The sequence below is a fragment of the Kitasatospora sp. NPDC089509 genome, from assembly GCF_044749365.1.
Classification (GTDB): Bacteria; Actinomycetota; Actinomycetes; order Streptomycetales; family Streptomycetaceae; genus Kitasatospora.
The window spans coordinates 42351-61086 of record NZ_JBIVHS010000008.1 but is presented as its reverse complement, the minus strand read 5'-3'; the positions used below and the strand labels follow the sequence as shown (position 1 = coordinate 61086).

General features: G+C 74.1%; 20 protein-coding genes and 1 tRNA gene. 10 read left to right on the top strand and 11 right to left on the bottom strand.

The features are described from left to right. Positions 1-114: 114 nt before the first annotated feature. A complete protein-coding gene (locus ACIP4P_RS19060; RefSeq protein ID WP_400919908.1) occupies positions 115-885 on the bottom strand; it encodes a response regulator in 771 nt (256 codons plus the stop codon). Beyond that, a complete protein-coding gene (locus tag ACIP4P_RS19055) occupies positions 882-2105 on the bottom strand; it encodes a sensor histidine kinase (protein ID WP_400919906.1) in 1224 nt (407 codons plus the stop codon). The genes ACIP4P_RS19060 and ACIP4P_RS19055 overlap by 4 nt, the downstream gene beginning before the upstream one ends. A gap of 144 nt (positions 2106-2249) precedes the next feature. Here ACIP4P_RS19055 and ACIP4P_RS19050 point away from each other — a divergent pair, with 144 nt between their 5' ends. After that, positions 2250-3401: a serine hydrolase domain-containing protein gene (locus ACIP4P_RS19050; protein WP_400919904.1), complete on the top strand. Its 1152-nt coding sequence runs from the start codon at positions 2250-2252 to the stop codon at positions 3399-3401. A 77-nt stretch (positions 3402-3478) separates the two neighbouring features. Here ACIP4P_RS19050 and ACIP4P_RS19045 read toward each other — a convergent pair. Beyond that, a tRNA-Leu gene (locus ACIP4P_RS19045) sits at positions 3479-3562 on the bottom strand. 215 nt (positions 3563-3777) lie between these two features. On the opposite strand from ACIP4P_RS19045, the gene ACIP4P_RS19040 reads away from it, so the two are divergent. After that, complete coding sequence (locus ACIP4P_RS19040; protein WP_400919902.1) at positions 3778-4674, top strand: LysR family transcriptional regulator; 897 nt, start codon at positions 3778-3780, stop codon at positions 4672-4674. A gap of 125 nt (positions 4675-4799) precedes the next feature. Next, complete coding sequence (gene dmpI, locus ACIP4P_RS19035) at positions 4800-4982, top strand: 4-oxalocrotonate tautomerase DmpI (protein ID WP_400919900.1); 183 nt, start codon at positions 4800-4802, stop codon at positions 4980-4982. Positions 4983-5084: 102 nt separating this feature from the next. On the opposite strand, the gene ACIP4P_RS19030 is transcribed toward dmpI, so the two are convergent. After that, on the bottom strand, positions 5085-5780 hold the full coding sequence (locus tag ACIP4P_RS19030; protein ID WP_400919898.1) for a DUF4232 domain-containing protein: 696 nt from the start codon (positions 5778-5780) through the stop codon (positions 5085-5087). A gap of 410 nt (positions 5781-6190) precedes the next feature. Here ACIP4P_RS19030 and ACIP4P_RS19025 point away from each other — a divergent pair, with 410 nt between their 5' ends. Both ACIP4P_RS19025 and ACIP4P_RS19020 read left to right on the top strand, forming a co-directional pair. Further along, on the top strand, positions 6191-6712 hold the full coding sequence (locus tag ACIP4P_RS19025) for a hypothetical protein (protein ID WP_400919896.1): 522 nt from the start codon (positions 6191-6193) through the stop codon (positions 6710-6712). Positions 6713-6768: 56 nt separating this feature from the next. Beyond that, positions 6769-8346: an AMP-binding protein gene (locus ACIP4P_RS19020; RefSeq protein ID WP_400919894.1), complete on the top strand. Its 1578-nt coding sequence runs from the start codon at positions 6769-6771 to the stop codon at positions 8344-8346. A gap of 251 nt (positions 8347-8597) precedes the next feature. On the opposite strand, the gene ACIP4P_RS19015 is transcribed toward ACIP4P_RS19020, so the two are convergent. Further along, on the bottom strand, positions 8598-9497 hold the full coding sequence (locus ACIP4P_RS19015; protein ID WP_400919892.1) for a LysR family transcriptional regulator: 900 nt from the start codon (positions 9495-9497) through the stop codon (positions 8598-8600). A 107-nt stretch (positions 9498-9604) separates the two neighbouring features. Here ACIP4P_RS19015 and ACIP4P_RS19010 point away from each other — a divergent pair, with 107 nt between their 5' ends. Next, positions 9605-9955, top strand: coding sequence for a DoxX family protein (locus ACIP4P_RS19010; RefSeq protein ID WP_400919890.1), 351 nt, complete (start codon positions 9605-9607; stop codon positions 9953-9955). A 25-nt stretch (positions 9956-9980) separates the two neighbouring features. Here ACIP4P_RS19010 and ACIP4P_RS19005 read toward each other — a convergent pair whose 3' ends face one another. The 3 genes from ACIP4P_RS19005 to ACIP4P_RS18995 form a co-directional block, all read right to left on the bottom strand. After that, positions 9981-10784, bottom strand: a complete 804-nt coding sequence (locus ACIP4P_RS19005; RefSeq protein WP_400919888.1) for an alpha/beta fold hydrolase — start codon at positions 10782-10784, stop codon at positions 9981-9983. A gap of 130 nt (positions 10785-10914) precedes the next feature. Continuing rightward, positions 10915-11400: an SRPBCC family protein gene (locus ACIP4P_RS19000; RefSeq protein WP_400919886.1), complete on the bottom strand. Its 486-nt coding sequence runs from the start codon at positions 11398-11400 to the stop codon at positions 10915-10917. A gap of 75 nt (positions 11401-11475) precedes the next feature. Next, the gene (locus tag ACIP4P_RS18995) at positions 11476-12129 is read right to left on the bottom strand and encodes a TetR/AcrR family transcriptional regulator (RefSeq protein ID WP_400919884.1); all 654 of its coding nucleotides are present in this window, start codon (positions 12127-12129) and stop codon (positions 11476-11478) included. Positions 12130-12189: 60 nt separating this feature from the next. Between ACIP4P_RS18995 and ACIP4P_RS18990 the strand changes: the two genes are divergently transcribed. Together ACIP4P_RS18990 and ACIP4P_RS18985 are read left to right on the top strand one after the other, a co-directional pair. Next, a complete protein-coding gene (locus ACIP4P_RS18990) occupies positions 12190-13677 on the top strand; it encodes an aldehyde dehydrogenase family protein (protein WP_400919882.1) in 1488 nt (495 codons plus the stop codon). A gap of 89 nt (positions 13678-13766) precedes the next feature. Continuing rightward, a complete protein-coding gene (locus ACIP4P_RS18985) occupies positions 13767-13988 on the top strand; it encodes a hypothetical protein (RefSeq protein ID WP_400919880.1) in 222 nt (73 codons plus the stop codon). Here the strand turns inward: ACIP4P_RS18985 and ACIP4P_RS18980 are convergent. From ACIP4P_RS18980 to ACIP4P_RS18970, 3 genes are read right to left on the bottom strand one after another with little or no spacing between them, the layout of a single operon-like run. Then, entirely contained in the window at positions 13985-14506 is a 522-nt protein-coding gene (locus tag ACIP4P_RS18980; RefSeq protein ID WP_400919878.1) for a hypothetical protein, read from the bottom strand. The two genes, ACIP4P_RS18985 and ACIP4P_RS18980, sit on opposite strands and share 4 nt — an antisense overlap. Positions 14507-14548: 42 nt before the next feature. Further along, on the bottom strand, positions 14549-15082 hold the full coding sequence (locus tag ACIP4P_RS18975; protein WP_400919876.1) for a DinB family protein: 534 nt from the start codon (positions 15080-15082) through the stop codon (positions 14549-14551). 53 nt (positions 15083-15135) lie between these two features. Further along, positions 15136-15711, bottom strand: a complete 576-nt coding sequence (locus ACIP4P_RS18970) for a nucleosidase (protein ID WP_350511775.1) — start codon at positions 15709-15711, stop codon at positions 15136-15138. A 504-nt stretch (positions 15712-16215) separates the two neighbouring features. On the opposite strand from ACIP4P_RS18970, the gene ACIP4P_RS18965 reads away from it, so the two are divergent. Next, a complete protein-coding gene (locus ACIP4P_RS18965) occupies positions 16216-17538 on the top strand; it encodes a hypothetical protein (protein ID WP_400919874.1) in 1323 nt (440 codons plus the stop codon). A 16-nt stretch (positions 17539-17554) separates the two neighbouring features. After that, a complete protein-coding gene (locus tag ACIP4P_RS18960) occupies positions 17555-18550 on the top strand; it encodes a transporter substrate-binding domain-containing protein (protein WP_400919872.1) in 996 nt (331 codons plus the stop codon). Positions 18551-18736: the final 186 nt, after the last annotated feature.

The window sequence follows — 18736 nt, the reverse complement described above, 5'->3', positions numbered from 1 at the left end:
GATTCGATCCGCATCGACATACGGAAGCGGGCCGCCCGACGCCGGACGGCCCGCCCGCCGAACTCGGTCAGCCACCGAACTCAACCGGCCACCGAACTCAGTCGGCCACCGGACTCAGCCGGCCACCCCCGGCACCACCAGGCCGGACTCGTACGCGATCACCACCGCGTGCGTCCGGTTGTGCGCGCCGAGCTTGGTCAGCACGTTCCCGACGTGCGTCTTCACCGTCTCCAGGCTCACCGTGAGCCACACCGCGATCTCCGGGTTGGAGAGGCCGGTGGCCATCAGCCGCAGCACCTCCTCCTCCCGCGAGGTCAGCGCCGCCCTCGGCAGCGCCTCGACCGAGCCCAGCGGACGGGCGGTGACCATCCGGCGCAGCGCCGCCGGGAACAGGATCGCCTCCCCCGCCACCACCACCCGCACCGCCTCGGCGATCTGCCGGACCGGCAGCCGCTTGAGCAGGAATCCGCTGGCCCCCGCACTGAGCGCGGCGGTGACGTAGCCGTCGTTCTCGAAGGTGGTGATCACCACGACCTTCGGCGGCCCCGCGGAGTCGGGGGCCTCGGCCGCCTCGGCGAGCAACTGCCGGGTGGCGTCGATCCCGTTGCGGCGCGGCATCCGGACGTCCATCAGCACCACGTCCGGCCGCAGCCGCCGCGCCTGCTCGACCGCCGCCACGCCGTCGCCGGCCTCGCCGACCACCTCGATCCCCGGCTGGACCCCGAGCAGCATGGCCAGGCCGCTGCGGGTCACCTCGTCGTCGTCCGCGATCAGCAGCCTGATCGGGGTGCCGGACGGAGCGCCGGACGGAGCGCCGGACGGGGTGGCAGCGGCGGTGTCGGCGGCGGTGTCGATCCGGGCGTCACGGACGTCGGGGCTGGTCATGTCGACGACCGTACCGGCAGCCGGACCGCCAGCCGCCAACGCTCGGGCCCGTCCGGGCCGGACTCGAACTCGCCGTGCAGCAGCCGCACCCGCTCCGCCAGCCCGGGCAGACCGCGCCCGGAGCTGGGGAAGCGCCCGGCAGCGCTCCCCGGGCCCGTCCGGTTGACGATCCGCAGCTCCACCGCGTCCGCCGCCACCGCCACCCGCAGGGCTATCGGGCCGCCCACCCCGTGCCGCAGCGCGTTCGTCAGCCCCTCCTGGAGGATCCGGTACGCCGCCCGGGAGGGCGTCCCCCGCAGCTGCGCCGGGTCACCCGTCAGCTCGGGCTCCACCACCGCGCCCGCGTGCCGCAGCCGCTCCAGCAGTTCGGGCAGGTCGGCCAAGGTCCGGGCCGGCGCGGTGCCCGGCTCCTCCTCGCGCAGCGCGCCCAGCACGTAGTCCAGGTCCTCCAGCGCGGCCCGGGTCGACTCCTCGATGCTGCGCATGGCGGCCCGCGCGGCCGCCGGGTCGGCGGAGAGCACCTCGCCCGCCACCGCGGCCTGGATCGTGGCCGCCGTCAGCGTGTGCCCTATCGAGTCGTGCAACTCGTGGGCCAGTCGGTTGCGTTCGGCCAGCAGCCGCTCCCGCTCGGCGGCCTGCGCCCGCCGCTCGGCCGTCGAGGGCCCCAGCAGCAGCGGCGCCGCCCACCGCAGCACGCCCGTCACCGCCGCGCACCCGGCCAGCGCCAGCAGCACGCAGCCGACCGCCACCGGCCAGCTCCACCCGCCGTCCGCCAGCCGCGCCGACCAGCCGAACAGGCTCAGCTGCGCCGAGCCGTCGAGCCAGCCCCCCGGCAGCGACACCCCCGCGATCAGCAGCACCCCGCTCACCAGTGCCCCCACCCAGCCCAGGCCCACGTGCAGCAGCAGCCAGGCCGGGGTGCGCCGCCGGTCCGCGCCGGCCCGTCCGGCGGCCGGGTCCGGCAGCGGCACCCCCAGCAGGCGACGGACAGCACCGACCAGCACCCGCCGGGTGGTGCGGGCCAGCCCGAGCGCACCGACCAGGACGGCCCAGACCAGGAGCGTCAGCACGAGCTGCACCGCGTACGGGGCGGTCCGCCAGAGCAGCGCGGGCGCCGCGGCGAGGGGCAGCAGCGGAAGGCTCGCCAACGCCCCGCCGTAGGCGAGCAGTGCACCGGTGTACGTGGAGCCGCGCAGCAGCGGCCGGATTCCCCTGATCATGTCCGTCAGTATGTCCGGCCAGGTCAGCGGGCACCTCCCTCGATCGGGGGAAGTGATTTTCCCGATTTCCAGCGATGTGCGGCCGGGGTTACGGAGCCCATCATCGGTCCACTGCCTTCGCAACGATTCCACGGGAGTTGACCCATGCGTGATCAGATCCGACCCGGCCGCCGTCCGGTCCGACACCGCGCCCTCGCGGCCGCGCTGGCCGTCGGGGCGCTGACGGCGGGCGTCGCCCTGGCCCCGCCCGCCGCGGCCGGCGCGGCCGCCGGGCCGGGCACCGTCCAGCAGGGCCTGGACGCCCTGGTGCGGGCCGACGGCCTGCCCGCCGCGCTGGCGAGCGTCCAGGACGGCAGGGGTCGCACCCGCGGCTACACGGCGGGCGTCGGGGACGTGGCCACCCGCGCCGGGGTCCCCCGGGACGGCCAGGTGCGGATCGGCAGCAACACCAAGACCTTCACCGCCGTGGTCGCCCTGCAGCTGGTCGGCGAGGGGAGGGTCGCCCTGGACGAACCGGTCGAGACCTACCTGCCGGGCATCGTCCGCGGCGAGGGGATCGACGGGCGCCGCATCACCGTCCGCCAGCTGCTCCAACACACCAGCGGGCTCCCCGACTACGAGGGCGACATCGAGGAATCCGCCATGCAGCAGCGCTACTTCGAACCCCGCGAGCTGCTGGACCTCGCCTTCCGGCACCAGGCCACCTCCGCGCCCGGCGCCGCCTTCCACTACAGCAGCACCAACTACGTCCTGGTCGGCCTGATCGTCCAGAAGGTCACCGGACGGCCCCTCCCCGAGGAGATCGACCGGCGGATCATCCAGCGCATCGGGCTGCGGCACACCTCCTTCCCCTCCGTCGGGGACCGCACCATCCGCGAGGCCCATCCGCACGGCTACCGCCGGGAGAAGCCCGACGGCCCGCTGATCGACACCACCGAGCTGGACCCGTCGGCGGGCTGGGCGGCCGGCCAGATGATCTCCACCAACTCCGACGTCAACCGCTTCTTCACCGCCCTCCTGGCCGGCCGTCTGCTCCCGGCCGCCCAGCTCGCCCAGATGCGCACCACCGTCCCCATCGGCGACACCGGCGCCGGCTACGGGCTGGGGATCATCAGCCGACCCCTGTCCTGCGGCGGCGTCTACTGGGGCCACGGCGGCGACATCCCCGGCTACGAGACCCGGGGCGGCGCCACCGACGACGGCCGCGCCGTCGACATAGCCGTGACGAGCGTCCCGGCGGACGAGGCCGTCACCCGGCGCCTCGAAGCGGTGGTGGACACGGCCCTCTGCCGCTAGGCCCTGTCCGGGGCCCGTCCGGTCCACGGGGACGACAAAACGGCCGGTCGATCCGAAGATCAACCGGCCGTTCGCTGTGCGCGAGGGGGGAGTTGAACCCCCACGCCCTTTCGGGCACTGGAACCTGAATCCAGCGCGTCTGCCTATTCCGCCACCCGCGCATCTGGGTGATGGGTTAACTATAGACCACCCCGAGGGGTGCCTCCGACCACCTCCGCCCGACGGGAGGAGGTCGCCCGTCGCGGGGCCCGGGGGCCGCCCCCCCGGTCGGCGTCCGTCGACCCCCGGTCGGCGTCCGTCGACTCGGGCAGCGGCGCCCGCCTGCGACGATGGGTCCGTCGACGCGTCGGGTCGACACGTCGAGCAGGGGGACCGGATGGAGCTACGGCAGCTGCGCTGCTTCGTCGCCGTGGCCGAGGAGCTGCACTTCGGCCGGGCCGCCGAGCGGCTGCTGCTCGGCCAGCCCGCGGTGAGCCAGCAGGTCCGTCGGCTGGAGCGGGAGTTGAAGGTCGAGCTGTTCGACCGCTCGCCCCGGTACGTCCGACTGACCCCGGCCGGGGAGCGCTTCCTGCCCGCCGCCCGGAACGTGCTGGCCGCCGAGGACGCCGCCCGCGCGCTGGCCGCCGACCTGGCCGAGCCGACCGCGTTCCGGCTCGGGACCATCACCGCGCTCGGTGAGCGGCTCGACCTGATCCTGGACACCTACCGGCGCCGGGCGCCCGGGGTGCACGTGGAACTCCAGGCGGTCCGGGTGCGGGAACGGCTGGCCCGGGTGTCGGACGGCCGCCTCGACGCCGCCTTCGTCCGCGGGGCGATCGCCGAGGACAGTCCCGATCTGCGCTTCCTGCCGGTCTGGGAGGACGAGCTGGTACTCGCGCTGCCCGCCCGGCACCCGCTCGCCGACCGGCCCGAGGTGGACCTCGCGGACCTCGCCGAGCTGCCCCTGCGGTTGACCGGGCGGGCCGAGCACCCGGCGCTGGTCGACCTGGTGACGGACGCCTGCGCACGGGCGGGCTTCCGGCCACTGCTCGGGCCGGCGCACAGCACGCTGCAGGACTCCCTGGCCTCGATCGGCTCGGGCACCCCGATGTGGACGGTGGTGTACGCCGCCAACGCCCGGCTGGTGAACGTCCACCGGGTCGCCTTCCGCCGCTGCCGCACCCCGCTGGCCCTGCCGACCTCGCTCGCCGTCCGGCGCTCCGCCGCGGTCCCCCGGCTGCTCCTGGAGGCTTGCCGTGCCACGCCTCCGAGCTGGGACGATCAGGATTCGTGATCGCTGCCAGAGCAATTCGGGTCTGGGTGCGGGACGGCCCGATCGGGTGGACTGGTGTCAGCCGGAGAACCCGGCGGGAGAGCCGGGCGGAAGAGCCCGGCACATCACCCGGTCAGGAGCCGAAGATGCCGATCGTCACCATTCAGCAGGGTCCGCGCGAGGTCGCCCAGAAGCGCGAGCTGGTCGAGAAGGTCACCACGGCCTTCGTCGAGGCGCTCGGGGTCCCGGCCGAGAGCGTGTTCGTGTTCGTCAACGAGTACCAGCCGGAGAACTGGGGCTCGGCGGGCCGGCTCACCGCGGACAAGTAGCGGACGAGCAGTGAGCGGGGGGCCGCCGGTGGCGTCGCACCGGCGGCCCCGCCCCCGCCAAGGGCCCGGGGCCCGAGGCCCAAGGCCCAAGGCCGGGGACGGTCAGCCGCCCTGCCCGGCGCTGCCCATCGGGCCGACCTTCACCGGGGTGCCGGAGCCGTCCGTGACGGGCAGCGAGGCGGCGCCCGGCCAGGTCAGGCTGACCGACTTCGTCTCGTCCGGCGGGGTCACCACCAGGCCGGTGATCCGGACGCCGGTGCCGCCCGTCTTGTTCTCCGGGTAGGTGATGCCGAAGTAGGTCGACTTCCCGTTCTTGAGCACGTCCGGGACGACCGGCTCGCCCGAGCGCTGGGCGGACAGCGACCCCGCGTTGGTCTTCAGGTCGACGCCCGCGTACCCGGAGATCGCGCAGTCGTGGCCGCTGTGGTTCTTCAACTCGACCACGACGGTGCGGTTCGGGTCCCCGTCGATGGTGCGGTCGACGGCCGTGATCGTCAGGTCGTCGGTCCGGCACTTGGAGCCGGCCTTGCCGCCGTCGGTGGAGCCGGTCCCGGCCGCCGTGCCCTTCCCGCTCGGGGTCGTCCCGCCGGTGCTCTTCCCGCCGCCCGCGGTGGAGCCGGTGGAACCCGTGGAGCCGGAGGAACCGGAAGAGCCGGTGGACGCACTGGGCACGGTGGAAGCAGTGGACGCGGCCGAGGGCTTGCTCTGGTCCGTGCCGGTGTCGTCGTTCTGGCAGGCGGTGAGCGAGAGACCCGCGGCAACGGCCAGGGCCGCGAAGGTGAGCTTGTGAACGCGCATCGTGACTTCCCTCGATATCGGATGGCTGGGCCGGCTGCTCGGTACGGGTCGGTACGAGCGGGTGTTTCTGGTGAGCAGGACCGCCCCGGCCGGCGAACCGTTCCGCCCAACCCGCCACCACGACAGTGCTGTTACACGAACGGTCACCCATCACGCGGCCCCGCCACCGGGCACACCGGGCCGGAAGCCGCCGCGGACCAGTCGGGACAACGGTTCCGCGCGCCGTTCCCGATGCGTCCGCCTCCCTCCCCTCCCCCGTCGCCCGCTGGGACAGATCCGTGACCCACCGGATCTTGACCGCCGCCGCCGTCAACTGACACACCGACAGGCCGGAAATGCGGGCGACGGCCCGCCCGCCCCTGCGCCACGATGACCCAATGAGCTTCTCCGGCCGGCGAATTGAGGGACCAATGTTCCGGAGCGACCGCCCGCACCACGTCCGCCGCCCCACCCCGCACGAGACCGCCGAGGAGTGGGGCGGGCGGATCGCCGCCGTCCGTGACGCCCCGTCGGACTGGTTCTTCCTCGTCGGCCGACAGTCCACCAACGACTACCTCTGCCACCTCGACCTCAGCTACCACCTGGGCCGCGAGTTCATCGCCATCGTGCAGACCTCGCGCCCGCTCCCGGCCGAGCACCGGATCAGCTCCACCACCACGCCCGAATCCCAACTGGACAACTTCCTGATCAATTCCGACCGCTTCGACTTCGACCCGCGCAACGGTCGGCTTCCGGTCGTCGACGGGACCAGCACCGGTGAGCTCCGACTCGACGGCACGCCCGTCCCGGTCGAGATCCAGCACGGCTCGGGCTGCCGCAGCGCCCTGATCCCCGAACTCCCCGGACAGTCGGGATATGTGATCGTCACTGCGCCCGATGAGCACTGGGAGGCGGTCTCCGACCTGGTCCTCCGTGCACCGACGACATTTTGACCGACCATGGCCAAATCTCACCCATGCCGGTCCGAGGGTGGAGTTAGCCTGGCGACATGGTTGCAAACTACAAGGACGCAGTGGCCATGCCCGACCAGGAGTTCGTCAGCGCCCCCGCCCTGATCCTCCGGTCCCTCACCGCCACCCCCGACCGACGTGCCGTCACCACCCCCGACGGCGTCGAGATCACCGCAGGCGACCTCGCGGCCACCGCCTACCGCCTCGCCCACGAGCTGATCGCCCGCGGCACCGGCCGTGGCGCCACCGTCACCCTGCTCACCGGCAACACCGTCGAAGCCCTCGTCGCCCGCTACGCCGCGGGCCTGGCCGGCGCCCGGGTGGTCAACCTCTACGACGGCATGAGCGCCCCGGTCCTGGCCGAGATCACCGCCAGTGTGGACACCACCCTGCTGCTCGTGGACGCCGAACGGTACGCCGACGCCCCCGCGCTGCTCCCGCTGCTCGACGGACCGGACCGCCCGACCGTCCTCACCCTGGGCCCCGCCCCCGAGGGCATCGGCGAGGACGTGATCGCCGCCTCCGCCCACCGACCCGCCGAGGACCCCGGCGTCCCCGTCGGCCCCGACGACGACCTCGGCATCCGCCACACCGGCGGCACCACCGGCATCCCCAAGGGCATCCTCAGCCTCCACGGCCCCTACCGCTCGATCTTCGACACCCCCCTGGACGACCGTGGGGACGACCAGCCGCCCCGCCTGCTGGCCGCCACCTCGCTCGCCCACCTCTCCGGCATGCTCGCCGATGTGGCGCTCCACCGCGGCGGTTCGGTCGTCCTCCAGCGCTCCTTCGACCCCGGCCAGGTGCTCGCCGCGATCGAACGCGAACGCATCACCGACCTGTGGGTGCTGCCCCCCCTGCTCTACCTGCTGCTCGACCACCCGGCCGTCGCCACCACCGACCTGTCCAGCCTGCAGCGGATCGACTACGGCGGCTGCGCCTCCTCCCCGGCCCGGATCCGCGAGGCGGTCAAGGTGTTCGGGCCCGTCCTGGTCAGCCTCTACGGCATGTCCGAGGCCCTGAAGATCGCCGCCCTCGCCCCGGAGGAGTACCCGCGCTTCGGCGACTCCGGCCCGCTCCCGGTCGGCCGGCCCTTCCCCGAGGTCGAGGTGGCGATCCGCGCCGCCGACGGCACCGAGCTGCCCGTCGGCGAGCAGGGCGAGGTGCACGTGCGCTCGTCCATGATCATGGCCGGGTACTGGAAGCTCCCCGAGCTCACCGCCCAGGTGCTGCACGACGGTTGGCTGGACACCGGCGACGTCGGCTACTTCGACACGGACGGCTACCTCTACCTCGCCGACCGCCTCAAGGACCTGATCATCGTCGTCGGCGGCCACGTCTACCCCACCGAGGTCGAGGAACTGCTCCTCACCCACCCGGACGTCGCCCAGTGCGCCGTCTACGGCGTCCGCGACGAGCAGCAGGCCGAGCACGTCCACGTCGCGGTCGTCCCCGCCCCGGGGCAGCGGCCGCAGTTGGAGGAGATCCGCGCCTTCGTCACCGCCGAGAAGGGGCGGATCTACGCGCCCGAGGCCCTCCACCTGGTGGACGCCATCCCGCTGACCTCGGTCGGCAAGCCCGACAAGAAGCGCCTGCGCGAGGCGCTCCCGCACTGAGCGCCGCCGGGGTGGGCGTCCGGGCGCCCACCGCGGCAGACCCTCCGGACGGGCACTCACCGAAACCGCACCGAACCCCACCCGGATCGCCACCCGCTTTCACCCCAAGGCGGGGTTTGGCTCAATGAACCACCACCCCGGTGCCGAGAAGCCAACGGGGGGTGGCGGCGCTGAGGGCTGCCACCCCTCCCCCGGCAGCCGAGCACCGCCACCCGTCCCCCGGCTTGGGGCAGTTGGGCACCCGCGAGGGCTCACCGCGGCTCCGCGGCGGCGTCCAGACAGCAGCGCACGAAGTCCCGCACCACCGGGTTGCCGTCGTCCGCCGGGGACCACGCCACCCCGAGCCGGCTCGGACTCACCCCGCTCACCGGCCGGTAGGCGATGCCCGGGCGGGCGTAGAAGCGGGCGGTGGACTCGGGCGCGAGCGCGACCCCGTACCCGTTGGCGATGGCGCTCAGCCAGTCGTCGGGGTGCTCCACGGCGGCGCCGTAACGGACCGGGTGCCCCTCGCGCTCGTCGGCCGCGACCCAGTAGTCCCGCCAGCGGCCGGTCTCGGCCGGCGCCGCCACGAAGGGCTCGTCCCACAACTCCCGGAACGGGACCACCTCCAGGGCGGCGAGCGGGTGCGCCGCGGGCAGCGCGACCCAGCGCGGCTCGGCGAACAACTCGGCCACCCGCCACCGCTCCTGACCCGGGAACGGCAGCCGCAGCAGCGCCACGTCGGCCTCCCCGCCGGCCAGGCCCGCGGTCGGGTCCGACCAGGCCGTGTGCCGCATCTCGACCCGCCAGCCCGGACGTCGGGCGGTGAACCCGGCGACGATGCCCGGGGTGGCCTCGTTGGCGGCGCTGGCCAGGAAGCCGACCCGCAGCACCCGCTCCGCCCGGCTCGCCGCGCCCCTGGTCTCCCGCAGCGCCCCCTCCCAGTCCGCCAGCAGCCCCGGCACCCGCCCCGCGAGGCTGCGGCCCGCCACGGTGAGCGCCATCCCGGCCCGGGACCGGACGAACAGCGGCACCCCGAGCAGGGTCTCCAACTGCCGGATCTGCTTGGTCAGCGCGGGCTGGGAGACGTACAGGCGCTCCGCCGCGCGGGTCAGGCTGCCCTCCTCGGCGACCACCGCGAAGGTGCGCAGCAGCCGGGTGTCCACATCCATGCCACCAGGTTATGGAAGCAGGTATTGGACGCAAGGGGAGCCTCCCGAAGAGGCTTGGCAGCGGGGCGGAACCCGCCCCGGCACAGCCCCTCCCCCGAAGGAAGCCCATGTCCGTCGCCCTGGTCATCGTGACCGTCGTCGCCATCGCCGCCAACGCCGGAATCGCCGCCGCCGACTTCGCCAAGGCCCCGTTCGTCCTGGCCAACTCCGCCGAGGTGCGGGTCAAACCGGAGTGGGTGCCGTGGCTGGCCGCGCTCAAGACGGCCGGGGCGGCCGGGCTGCTGATCGGCCTGGTCGGCTACCCGCCGCTGGGCGTCGCGGCGGCGGTCGGCCTGGTGCTCTTCTACCTCGGCGCCGTGGCCACCCACGTCCACACCCGGGTGCTCCACAACCTCCACTTCCCGGCCGGCTACCTCGCCCTGGCCGTCGCCACCCTCGCCCTCACCGTCACCCGCTGAGCGGCGGGGTGAGCGCCGCGCCGCCCTACCGCGCGGCGACGTACCCGTCGAGGAACTCCTTGACGACCGCGGCGAGTTCGTCGGCCGCGGTGATGGGCAGCAGGTGGTCACCGGCCAGCTCGACCGCGACCGTGCCGGGGCGGCGGGTGACGGCCTCGGCGGCCTGCTCGGCCGGGACCACCCCCGCGGTGGCGCGCACCAGCAGGGCGGGGCAGGTGGTGGCCGTCCAGTCGGCCCAGTGATCTCCGTGGACGAGCTCCTCGGAGTCGTACATGTCCTTGGGGTGGAAGGGCAGCCGCCAGCCGCCCTCCGCGGTCTCCCGCAGCCGGTCGGCGAAGTACGGGGCGGCGGGGCCGAGCGCGGCGACCAGCTCGTCCCGGCTCGGGGCGTCGTACTGCAGGCCGAGCAGGAAGGCCAGCGGGTGCGGGCCCTCCAGGCCGAGCACCAGCGGGGCCTCGACGTCGACGATCGCCTCCACCCGCTCGGGGTGACGGGCCGCGAACTGGTAGGCGTTGATGCCCCCGAGGGAGTGGCCGAGCAGCACCGCGGTCTCCAGGCCGAGGTGGTCCAGCAGGGCCTCGATGTCGGCGAGGTAGCCCTCCCGCGAGTAGTCCGCGGCCCGGTCCGACTCGCCCTGGCCGCGCTGGTCGGGCGCGATCACCCGCCACTCGTCCCCGAGCCCGGCCGCCAGCCGGGCCCACACCGCCCCCTCCGACAGGTGGCCGTGCAGCGCGAGCAGCGGGCGGCCGGTCCCGCCGAAGTCCAGGTAGGACAACGTGCGGCCGTCGATGGTCAGTTCGCGGCGGACGGCAGTGGTGACGTCGTTCATGGTTCCCCCTTGTGCAGCGGTTGATGGGATCACCATAGCGAGGATTTGGACGTACGTGCAAGACGTACGTCCAAAACAAATGTCCAATACGTATGTACAAGACGGACGTGCGAGACGATCGTCTGATGCGTCAGGCCGCGCCGAAGTGCCGCTTGGTGTCGGCGATCAGGGTCCGCAGGAAGGCCCCGTTCGGCAGGTCGGTCAGCGCGGCCGGGCGGGCCAGCAGGGGGTGGGGCTCGAAGGCGAAGGTCCAGGTGAAGCGGGTGCCGGTCGGGGTGGGCTCGACCAGGTAGTCCTCGCCGAAGCGCCGGAACAGCGGCAGGCTCGCCTCGGTGACCAGGAACGAGTGGCGCCTCCCCTCCTCCCAGTGCAGGAACTCCTCCCGCAGGCGGAGCAGGCGCGTCGCGGTGACCTCCCGGGTGGTGCCCACGCAGTGCGGCGGCGCCGAGGTGTAGCGGCCACCGGCCAGACCCCGGCACCAGGACAGCGGCGCGTCACCGGCGAGGCCCCGCCACACCGCCTCCGGCGCCACCGGGAGGTCCATGACGTACACATGGCGGTGCGGGGCGGTGTCGAAGAAGGTCGGGTCGAAGCGTTCGAGCGTGAACCAGGGCACCGGGGCTCCTCTTCCGTCCGTTCCGTTGTCGTCTTTCCGTCTTCGGCCCGCCGCCTTCGGCCGGCCGTCGCGGGCTCAGGACTCCTGGGCCCCGACCGTGCCGCCCGCCGCCCGCAGGGCGAACGGCAGCAGCCGGTCGGCGATCCGGCGGGCGGTGGCCTCGTCGACGTCCTCGGGCAGCTGCGGGGTGAGCAGGAAGTGGGTCATCACCGGGCCGGCCACCACCTCGCCGACCAGCTCCGCATCGTCCAGCGGCGGGATCTCACCCCGGTCGACCGCCTGCCGGACGACCTCCGCGACCCTGCCGTACAGGGGCCGGAGGAAGGCCGTCACCAGCGCCTCGGCCAGCGCCGTGTTGTGGGCGGCCTCGCCGATCAGGGCGCGGATCACCCGGCCGGGCTCACCGGTCATCGCGGCGGCCTTGTCCCGCAGCACGATCCGCAGGTCGCCCGCCAGGGTGCCGGTCCCCGGCGGCTCGTACGAGGCCTCCCCGTGCAGCGCCGCGGCGGCGATCACCAGGTCCTCCTTGGAGGACCAGCGGCGGTAGAGGGTCGCCGTGGAGACGCCCGCCCGGGCCGCGACGGCGGCGGTGGTCAGCCCTCCGTAGCCGCTCTCGGCGAGGACGGCCAGCGTGGCATCCAGCAGCGCCCGGTCCCGGGCGGCGTCACGGGGGCGGCCCCGGCGCGGCGCGGGGCCGGCGGGGTGGGACGGGGTGGTGCTGCGGGTCATGCCGAGGAGTCTAGCCAAAACTAGAAACGAAAGCGTTTCGTTTCGTTTATGCTCGGCGGCATGAGCCTCTCCACCGAAGCCATGCCCGGCGCAGCCCTGCCCGACCCGGGAGCGACCACCGGCCCCGCAGCCACCGGCACCACGGCCACCGGCACCGCAGCCACCGACGCCGCGCCCGCCGACGTCGCCGCGACCGTCACCCGCCTGCACGCCGCCTTCGCCGCCGGCCGCAGCAAGCCGCTCGCCTGGCGCAAGGCCCAACTCCGCGCCCTGCGCCGCCTGCTGGTCGACCAGGAGGCCGCCTTCACGGCCGCCCTGCACGCCGACCTCGGCAAGAGCGCCGCCGAGGCGTACACCACCGAGATCGGCTTCACGATCAACGAGATCGACCACACCCTGCGCCACCTCGACCGCTGGCTGCGCCCCCGCCGCATCCCGGTGCCGCTCGCCCTGCAGCCCGCCCGGGCCCGCACCGTGCGCGAACCGCTGGGCACCGTGCTGATCATCAGCCCGTGGAACTACCCGCTGCAGCTCGCCCTGGCCCCGCTGGTCGGTGCGCTCGCCGCGGGCAACTGCGCGGTGGTCAAGCCCAGCGAACTCGCCCCGGCCACCTCCGCCGCCCTGGCCCACTGGCTGCCCCGCACCCTCGACCGGCAGGCCGTCGCCGTCGTCGAGGGCGGCGTACCGGAGACCACCACCCTGCTGGAACAGCGCTTCGACCACGTCTTCTACACCGGCAACGGCACCGTCGCCCGGATCGTCATGGCCGCCGCCGCCCGTCATCTCACGCCCGTCACCCTGGAGTTGGGCGGCAAGAGCCCCGTCGTCGTGGAACCCGGCAGCGACCTCGCCACCGCCGCCCGCCGGATCGCCTGGGGCAAGTTCATGAACGCCGGCCAGACCTGCGTCGCCCCCGACTACGTCCTCGCCATCGGCGATACCGCGCCCACCCTCGAAGCCGAACTCACCGCCGCGATCCGCGAGATGTACGGCACCGACCCGGCGCACAGCCCCGACTACGGCCGGATCGTCAACGAGCGGCACTTCGACCGGCTGACCGCGCTGCTCGCCGACGGCCGCCCGGTCACCGGCGGCGACCACGACCGCGCCGACCGCTACCTCGCCCCGACCGTCCTCGCCGACGTCGACCCCGACGCCCCGGTGATGCGCGAGGAGATCTTCGGCCCCGTCCTCCCGATCATCCGGGTCCCCGACCTGGACGCCGCGATCGCCTTCATCACGGCCCGCGACAAGCCGCTCGCCCTCTACGCCTTCACCGCCTCGGCCGCCACCAAGCGGCGCCTCACCACCGAGACCTCCTCCGGGGCGCTCGCCTTCGGCGTCCCCAACGCCCACATCGCCGTCCCCGGCCTGCCCTTCGGCGGCGTCGGCGAGAGCGGCCTCGGCCAGTACCACGGCCGCCACTCCATCGACACCTTCAGCCACACCAAGTCCGTCCTCGACAAGCCCCTCCTCGCCGACCCGCTCCGCCCTGCCTACCCGCCCTTCACCCCGCTCAAGTCCCGTCTCCTGCGCCGCATCCTCTGATCCGGCCGACTCCCACCACACGGCCCCGCACGGGCCTAGCCTGGGTGGCGAAACGTCGCTTCGACAAAGCCACTTCAGTGGGGGGAACCATGGGCAGGAACGTGATCACCGGCGGGGTCAGCATCGTCGGCCAGGTCATCCAGGCGGACAGCGTGAGCCTCGGCGACGGCGAGGTGCCGCTCTCCCGCACCGAGTACGAAGAGGTGCTCCGGCTGCTCACCCACCTCGCCGCCGCCGGCACCCCGGAGGCCGCGGCCGCCCGGGACCTGGCCGACCGCCTCCACGGCCGGACAGGGCCTAGCCGGCGCTAAGCCCGGAACAGCGGCTCGTACGCGTTGCCCTCCGCCGCGTTGAGCAGCACATAGGACGGCCCGAGGCCGAACACGACCTCCCGCAGCCGTTCCAACGCCTCGGCCACGGTGGGCACTTCGAGTCCGATCGCGGCGGCGGCCGCGTCCCGGTCGGCGAGCAGGTCCGGCTCGTCCGCCAGGTAGTCCTCGGCCGCCGCCGCGCTCTCCTCCTCGGTAAGCCGCCTGCAGTCCCGCCACCACGGCAGCGCCAGCAGCAGCCGGACCGCCTCCTCCAACCCGACCGCCATCAGCGCCGCGCCGCCCTCCGAGTCGGCGTACAGCACGGGTCGTTCGTCGCCGCCCTCGCCGCACAGGAAGAAGGTGCCGCCCGCGCCGCACTTGGCCACCTCCTCCAGGGCCTCGCCGGAGGCGAGCACGACGTCCTCGACGTGCGAGTAGGCGTCGAGGGAGAAGTCCCCCGGCCAGAGCAGGTAGTCGACGGTGGCGGGGGTCGCGCGCAGGCGCTCCAGGAAGGACATGGCCGTCACCCTACGAGGCTGCGACGACACATCCGCCGGCCGTCAGCGCCCGACGGCCCCGTCCAGCTGCTCGCGCAGGATGTCCGCGTGCCCGGCGTGCCGCCCGGTCTCCTCGATCATGTGCACCAGCACCCAGCGCAGCGACGGCCCCTCGGTGACGTCGGGCCGCAGCGAGCGCACGCCCGGCCGGTCCAGGTCCGGGGCGGCCGCGGCCACCGCGTTCGCCCGGGCGACGGCGTCCCGGTAGGCGGCGACCGCCGTGGCCACCGTGCCGTCGCCGGAGGGGAGTTCCTCGCTGTCGAGCGGCTTCTCCCCCGACCCGCCGTAGGCGTACTCGAACCAGTTGAGCTCGACCACGGTCAGGTGCCGGACCAGCCAGAGCAGGCTGGTGCCGGAGGCGACGCCGGGGCGCCCGGCCGCCTCCTCGCCGAGGCCGTCCAGCTTGCCGATCACCGCCTCGCGCAGGTAGTCGAGGAAGGCCAGCAGGGTGGTCCGCTCATCGGTGTTGCCCCACGGCGGGCGGCTGTCGGAGAGCTTGCTCGGCGCGGCGCCCCGGGGCGCGGTGTTCTCGGTCACCGCGCCACCCTAGCCGCCGGAGCCGAGCCGAGCAGAGCAGAGCCGACGAACCGTCACCACCCCTGGGCGTGCACCCAGTCCGCGAGCTTTCGGGCGCAGCCGTCGACCGACTCCCGCCAGGTGCGCGCGGCGCCGTCCCCGGCCTCGTCGCTGACGTACTTGACCAGCCGCACCGGCACCCCGGCCCGGTGGGCGACGGCGGCCACGGCGTAGCCCTCCATGTCGACCAGGTCGGCGTGCTCGGCGAGCCGCTGCTTCGCCTCCGGGGAGTCGACGAAGAGGTCGCCGGTGGCCAGCACCGGGCCGTCGCCCTTGCCGACCACCAGCGGGGCGCCGTAGCTGCGGCCGGTGAGGTCCTGGAGGACCGCGGTGTTCAGGTCGTGCTGGATCACCTGGACGACGTGGTGGATGCCCTCCCAGCCGGGGCGCAGCGCGCCGGCCGTGCCGAGGTTGATCACCTCGGAGGGCCGCTCGTCCCGGGCCAGCACGGTGGCGAGCGCCGCGGTGGCGTTGACCTTCCCTATCCCGGTGAGCAGCACGGGCAGCCGGTCGTCGAGGTGGGCGGCCTCCTCGCGGACCGCGACGACGAGCAGCGGGCGGTCGGGCGAGATCGTTCCAAGGAGTCGCATGGGGCCCATGGTACGGAGCGCGGGGGTGTCGGGCCCGGGATCAGCGCGGCGCGGAACCGTGCGGGGCGCGGTCGGCGTCGCACGGATCGCCGCCTCCCCGTCGGGTCGTCCGGAGCGGTACGGGCGGGTCGCCGGAGCGGTACGGACCGGACGGGAGCGCGCGGGAACCGGGCACGACATGCTCAAGATCAGCGCAACTCGGGTGTGGTCGGCGGAAGTCACGGCCATACTGCTGCCATCGGTCGGGCCCCGGGTGTCGGGTCCGGCCCCCAGGGGAGGATGAGGCGGGTGGCATCACCAGTAGGCAACGGCGCACCGGGCGCCGCGTTCCCGGCACGGCCGGGCGGGCCACCGGCCGTACCGGGGGCGGCTCCGTCCGGTTCCGCGTCCGGCCCTCCGGCGGCACGCCCGGTGTCGGCTCCGCCCGGCTCCGCGGCGCAGCCGCCGAGACCGGGCGCCGTGCCGCCCGCGCGGCGCCCCGGGGGGCGTGCGCCGGAGCGAGGGGTGCGCGGCGTGCGCGCCCGGCTGGCGCAGGCCACCCGTACGCCCCCAGGGCGGCTGCGGCTCGCCGGGGTGGTGCTCGCGGTGCTCACCGTGGCCTTCGGCGGGCTCACCGCCTGGCAGTTGGAGACCAGGGCGCAGGCCGCCGACCGGGTGGTGTCGTACAGCCGGCCGCTGAGCCGGGACGCGGCGGAGATCCACCGCTCGCTGGCCGACGCCGCCACCACCGCGGCCTCCGGCTTCCTGCTGGCCGGTGCCGAGCCCAAGGACGTCCGGGCCCGCTACGAGCAGGACCTCGCCCAGGCCGCCAAGCTGATCTCCCAGGCCGCCGCCCGGACCACCGCGACCTCGCCGGCCCAGGACTCGCTCACCCGGCTGAACCAGCAACTCCCGGTGTACGCCGGTCTGGTGGAGTCCGCGCGGGCCGACAACCGGCAGGGCATCCCGCTCGGCGGCGCCTACCTGCGGTACGCCTCCGAGCAGATGCAGACGGTGCTGCTGCCGGCCGCCGCCGAGCTGAACACCATAGAGACCCACGAGCTGGCGAACGACTACGCCGCGGCCCGGTCGACCCCGTGGGGGGCGTACGTCCTGGTGGTGCTCACCCTGGCCGCGCTGGGCTGGGTGCAGCTGACCCTGTTCCGCCGCACCAATCGGGTGTTCAACATCGGCCTGCTGGGCGCCACCGCCGCCGTGCTGGCCGGCACCGCCTGGCTCGCCGTGGCCGGGCTGACCACCGGTTCGGACCTGGCGAAGAGCGACCACGACGGCGCGACCCCGCTGCGGGCGCTCAACTCGGCCCGGGTGGACGCGCTGACCGCCCGGCTGGCGGAGAACCTGAACCTGGTGGCGCGCGGCTCCACCGCCACCTACGCCGTGCAGTACACGGACCTCACCAAGCGCCTGGCCGGGGACCCGAAGAGCACGATCCCGATGGCCCAGCGCGGCGGCTCGCTGTCCTTGGCGATGGTGCTCGCCCCCAGCGCCGCCGGCGAAGCCCTGAACACCGCCGCGACGGCGTACGACAGCTGGCAGCTGAAGCAGCAGGCCGCCCAGAAGGCCGAGGTGGACAACGCCGACTACCAGGGCGCGCTGGACCTGACCGTGTCGGCCACCGACGGCAGCAGCACCGCCGACGCCGCCTTCAACGCCACCGACCGGGCGCTCGCCCAGGCCGCCGACATCGAACAGGCCCGGTTCGAGGCCGCCGCCGACGGCACCGCGGGGGACCTGCGGCTGGCGGCCGGCGCGGCCGCGGTGCTCGGCGTGCTGGCCGCGGCCGCCGCGCTGCGCGGCCTGGGCCGACGACTCGCCGAGTACCGGTAGAGGGGGAACGGAGACCATGCGCACCAGAACCGTACCGACCAGGAGCGCCGCCGCACTGGCCGTGCTGGCCGCCTGCGCGGCCGTGCTCGGCGGGGGCGGCCCCTCCGGCGCCGCACCGGCCGCCCCGACCGCCCCGGGCGACGCGCCGCGCGCCGCCGCACTGAGCGCGCCGCAGGCCGTCCAGCAGGCCCAGGACCAGTCCGACACCTGCGACGTCTACGCCAGCGTCCCGCCGAGCTCCGCGGACGGCCCGGCCGTGAAGGCCATCAAGGCCAAGCGCAGCCTGGTGATCGGGGTGGACCAGAACAGCTACCGCTGGGGTGCCCGCAACCCGAACACCGGTCAGATCGAGGGCTTCGACATCGACCTGGCCCGGGCGATCGGCACCGCCATCATGGGCGACCCGGAGAAGGTGGTGCTCAAGCCGGTGGCCACCGCCGACCGGGTCGACGCGGTGAAGCTGGGCCGGGTCGACCTGATCGTCCGCACCATGACGATCAGCTGCGACCGGATGAAGGACGTCGCCTTCTCCAAGCCGTACTTCAGCATCACCCAGCGGGTGGTGGTCCCCAGGACCTCCCCGGCGAAGACCCTGGACGAGGCGGTCGACCACAAGAACGTCTGCGTCGCCAAGGGCTCGACGGCCGCCGACGTCTTCGACCCCGCCAAGGAGGGCGCCAAGAAGGACGCCGGGGCGCACCTGACGGTCGTGGAGAACCAGCTGGACTGCCTGGTCCTGATGCAGCTCGGCAAGGTCGACGCCACCATGACCGACGCCGGTCTGGCGGCCGGTCAGGCCGCCCAGGACCAGACCGTGCGGATCGTGGACGGCGACCTCAAGCCGGAGGTGATCGGCGTCGCCATGCTCAAGGGCAGCCCGGACCTCACCGCCCGGGTCAACCAGGTGCTGGCCGACTACCACACCAGCGGCGACTGGGGGCGCAGCTACGACCGCTGGCTGAAGCCGTACATGGTCAACGACGCCGAGCACTTCTGGCCGGTGCAGCACTGAGCCGGACGGCACCGGACGGCACCGGCACCGAACCGGACGGCACCGGTCGGATACGGACCGGGCCCGGCGCGGGGCGTTGACGCCGTCTTGACGCCCCGCGCCCGCACCGCCCGAACGGCCACCGGCTAGGGTTCGGGACGATCACCACGGGGAGACCGGTGGTGGACAACGGGGGGTTGTCGTGGG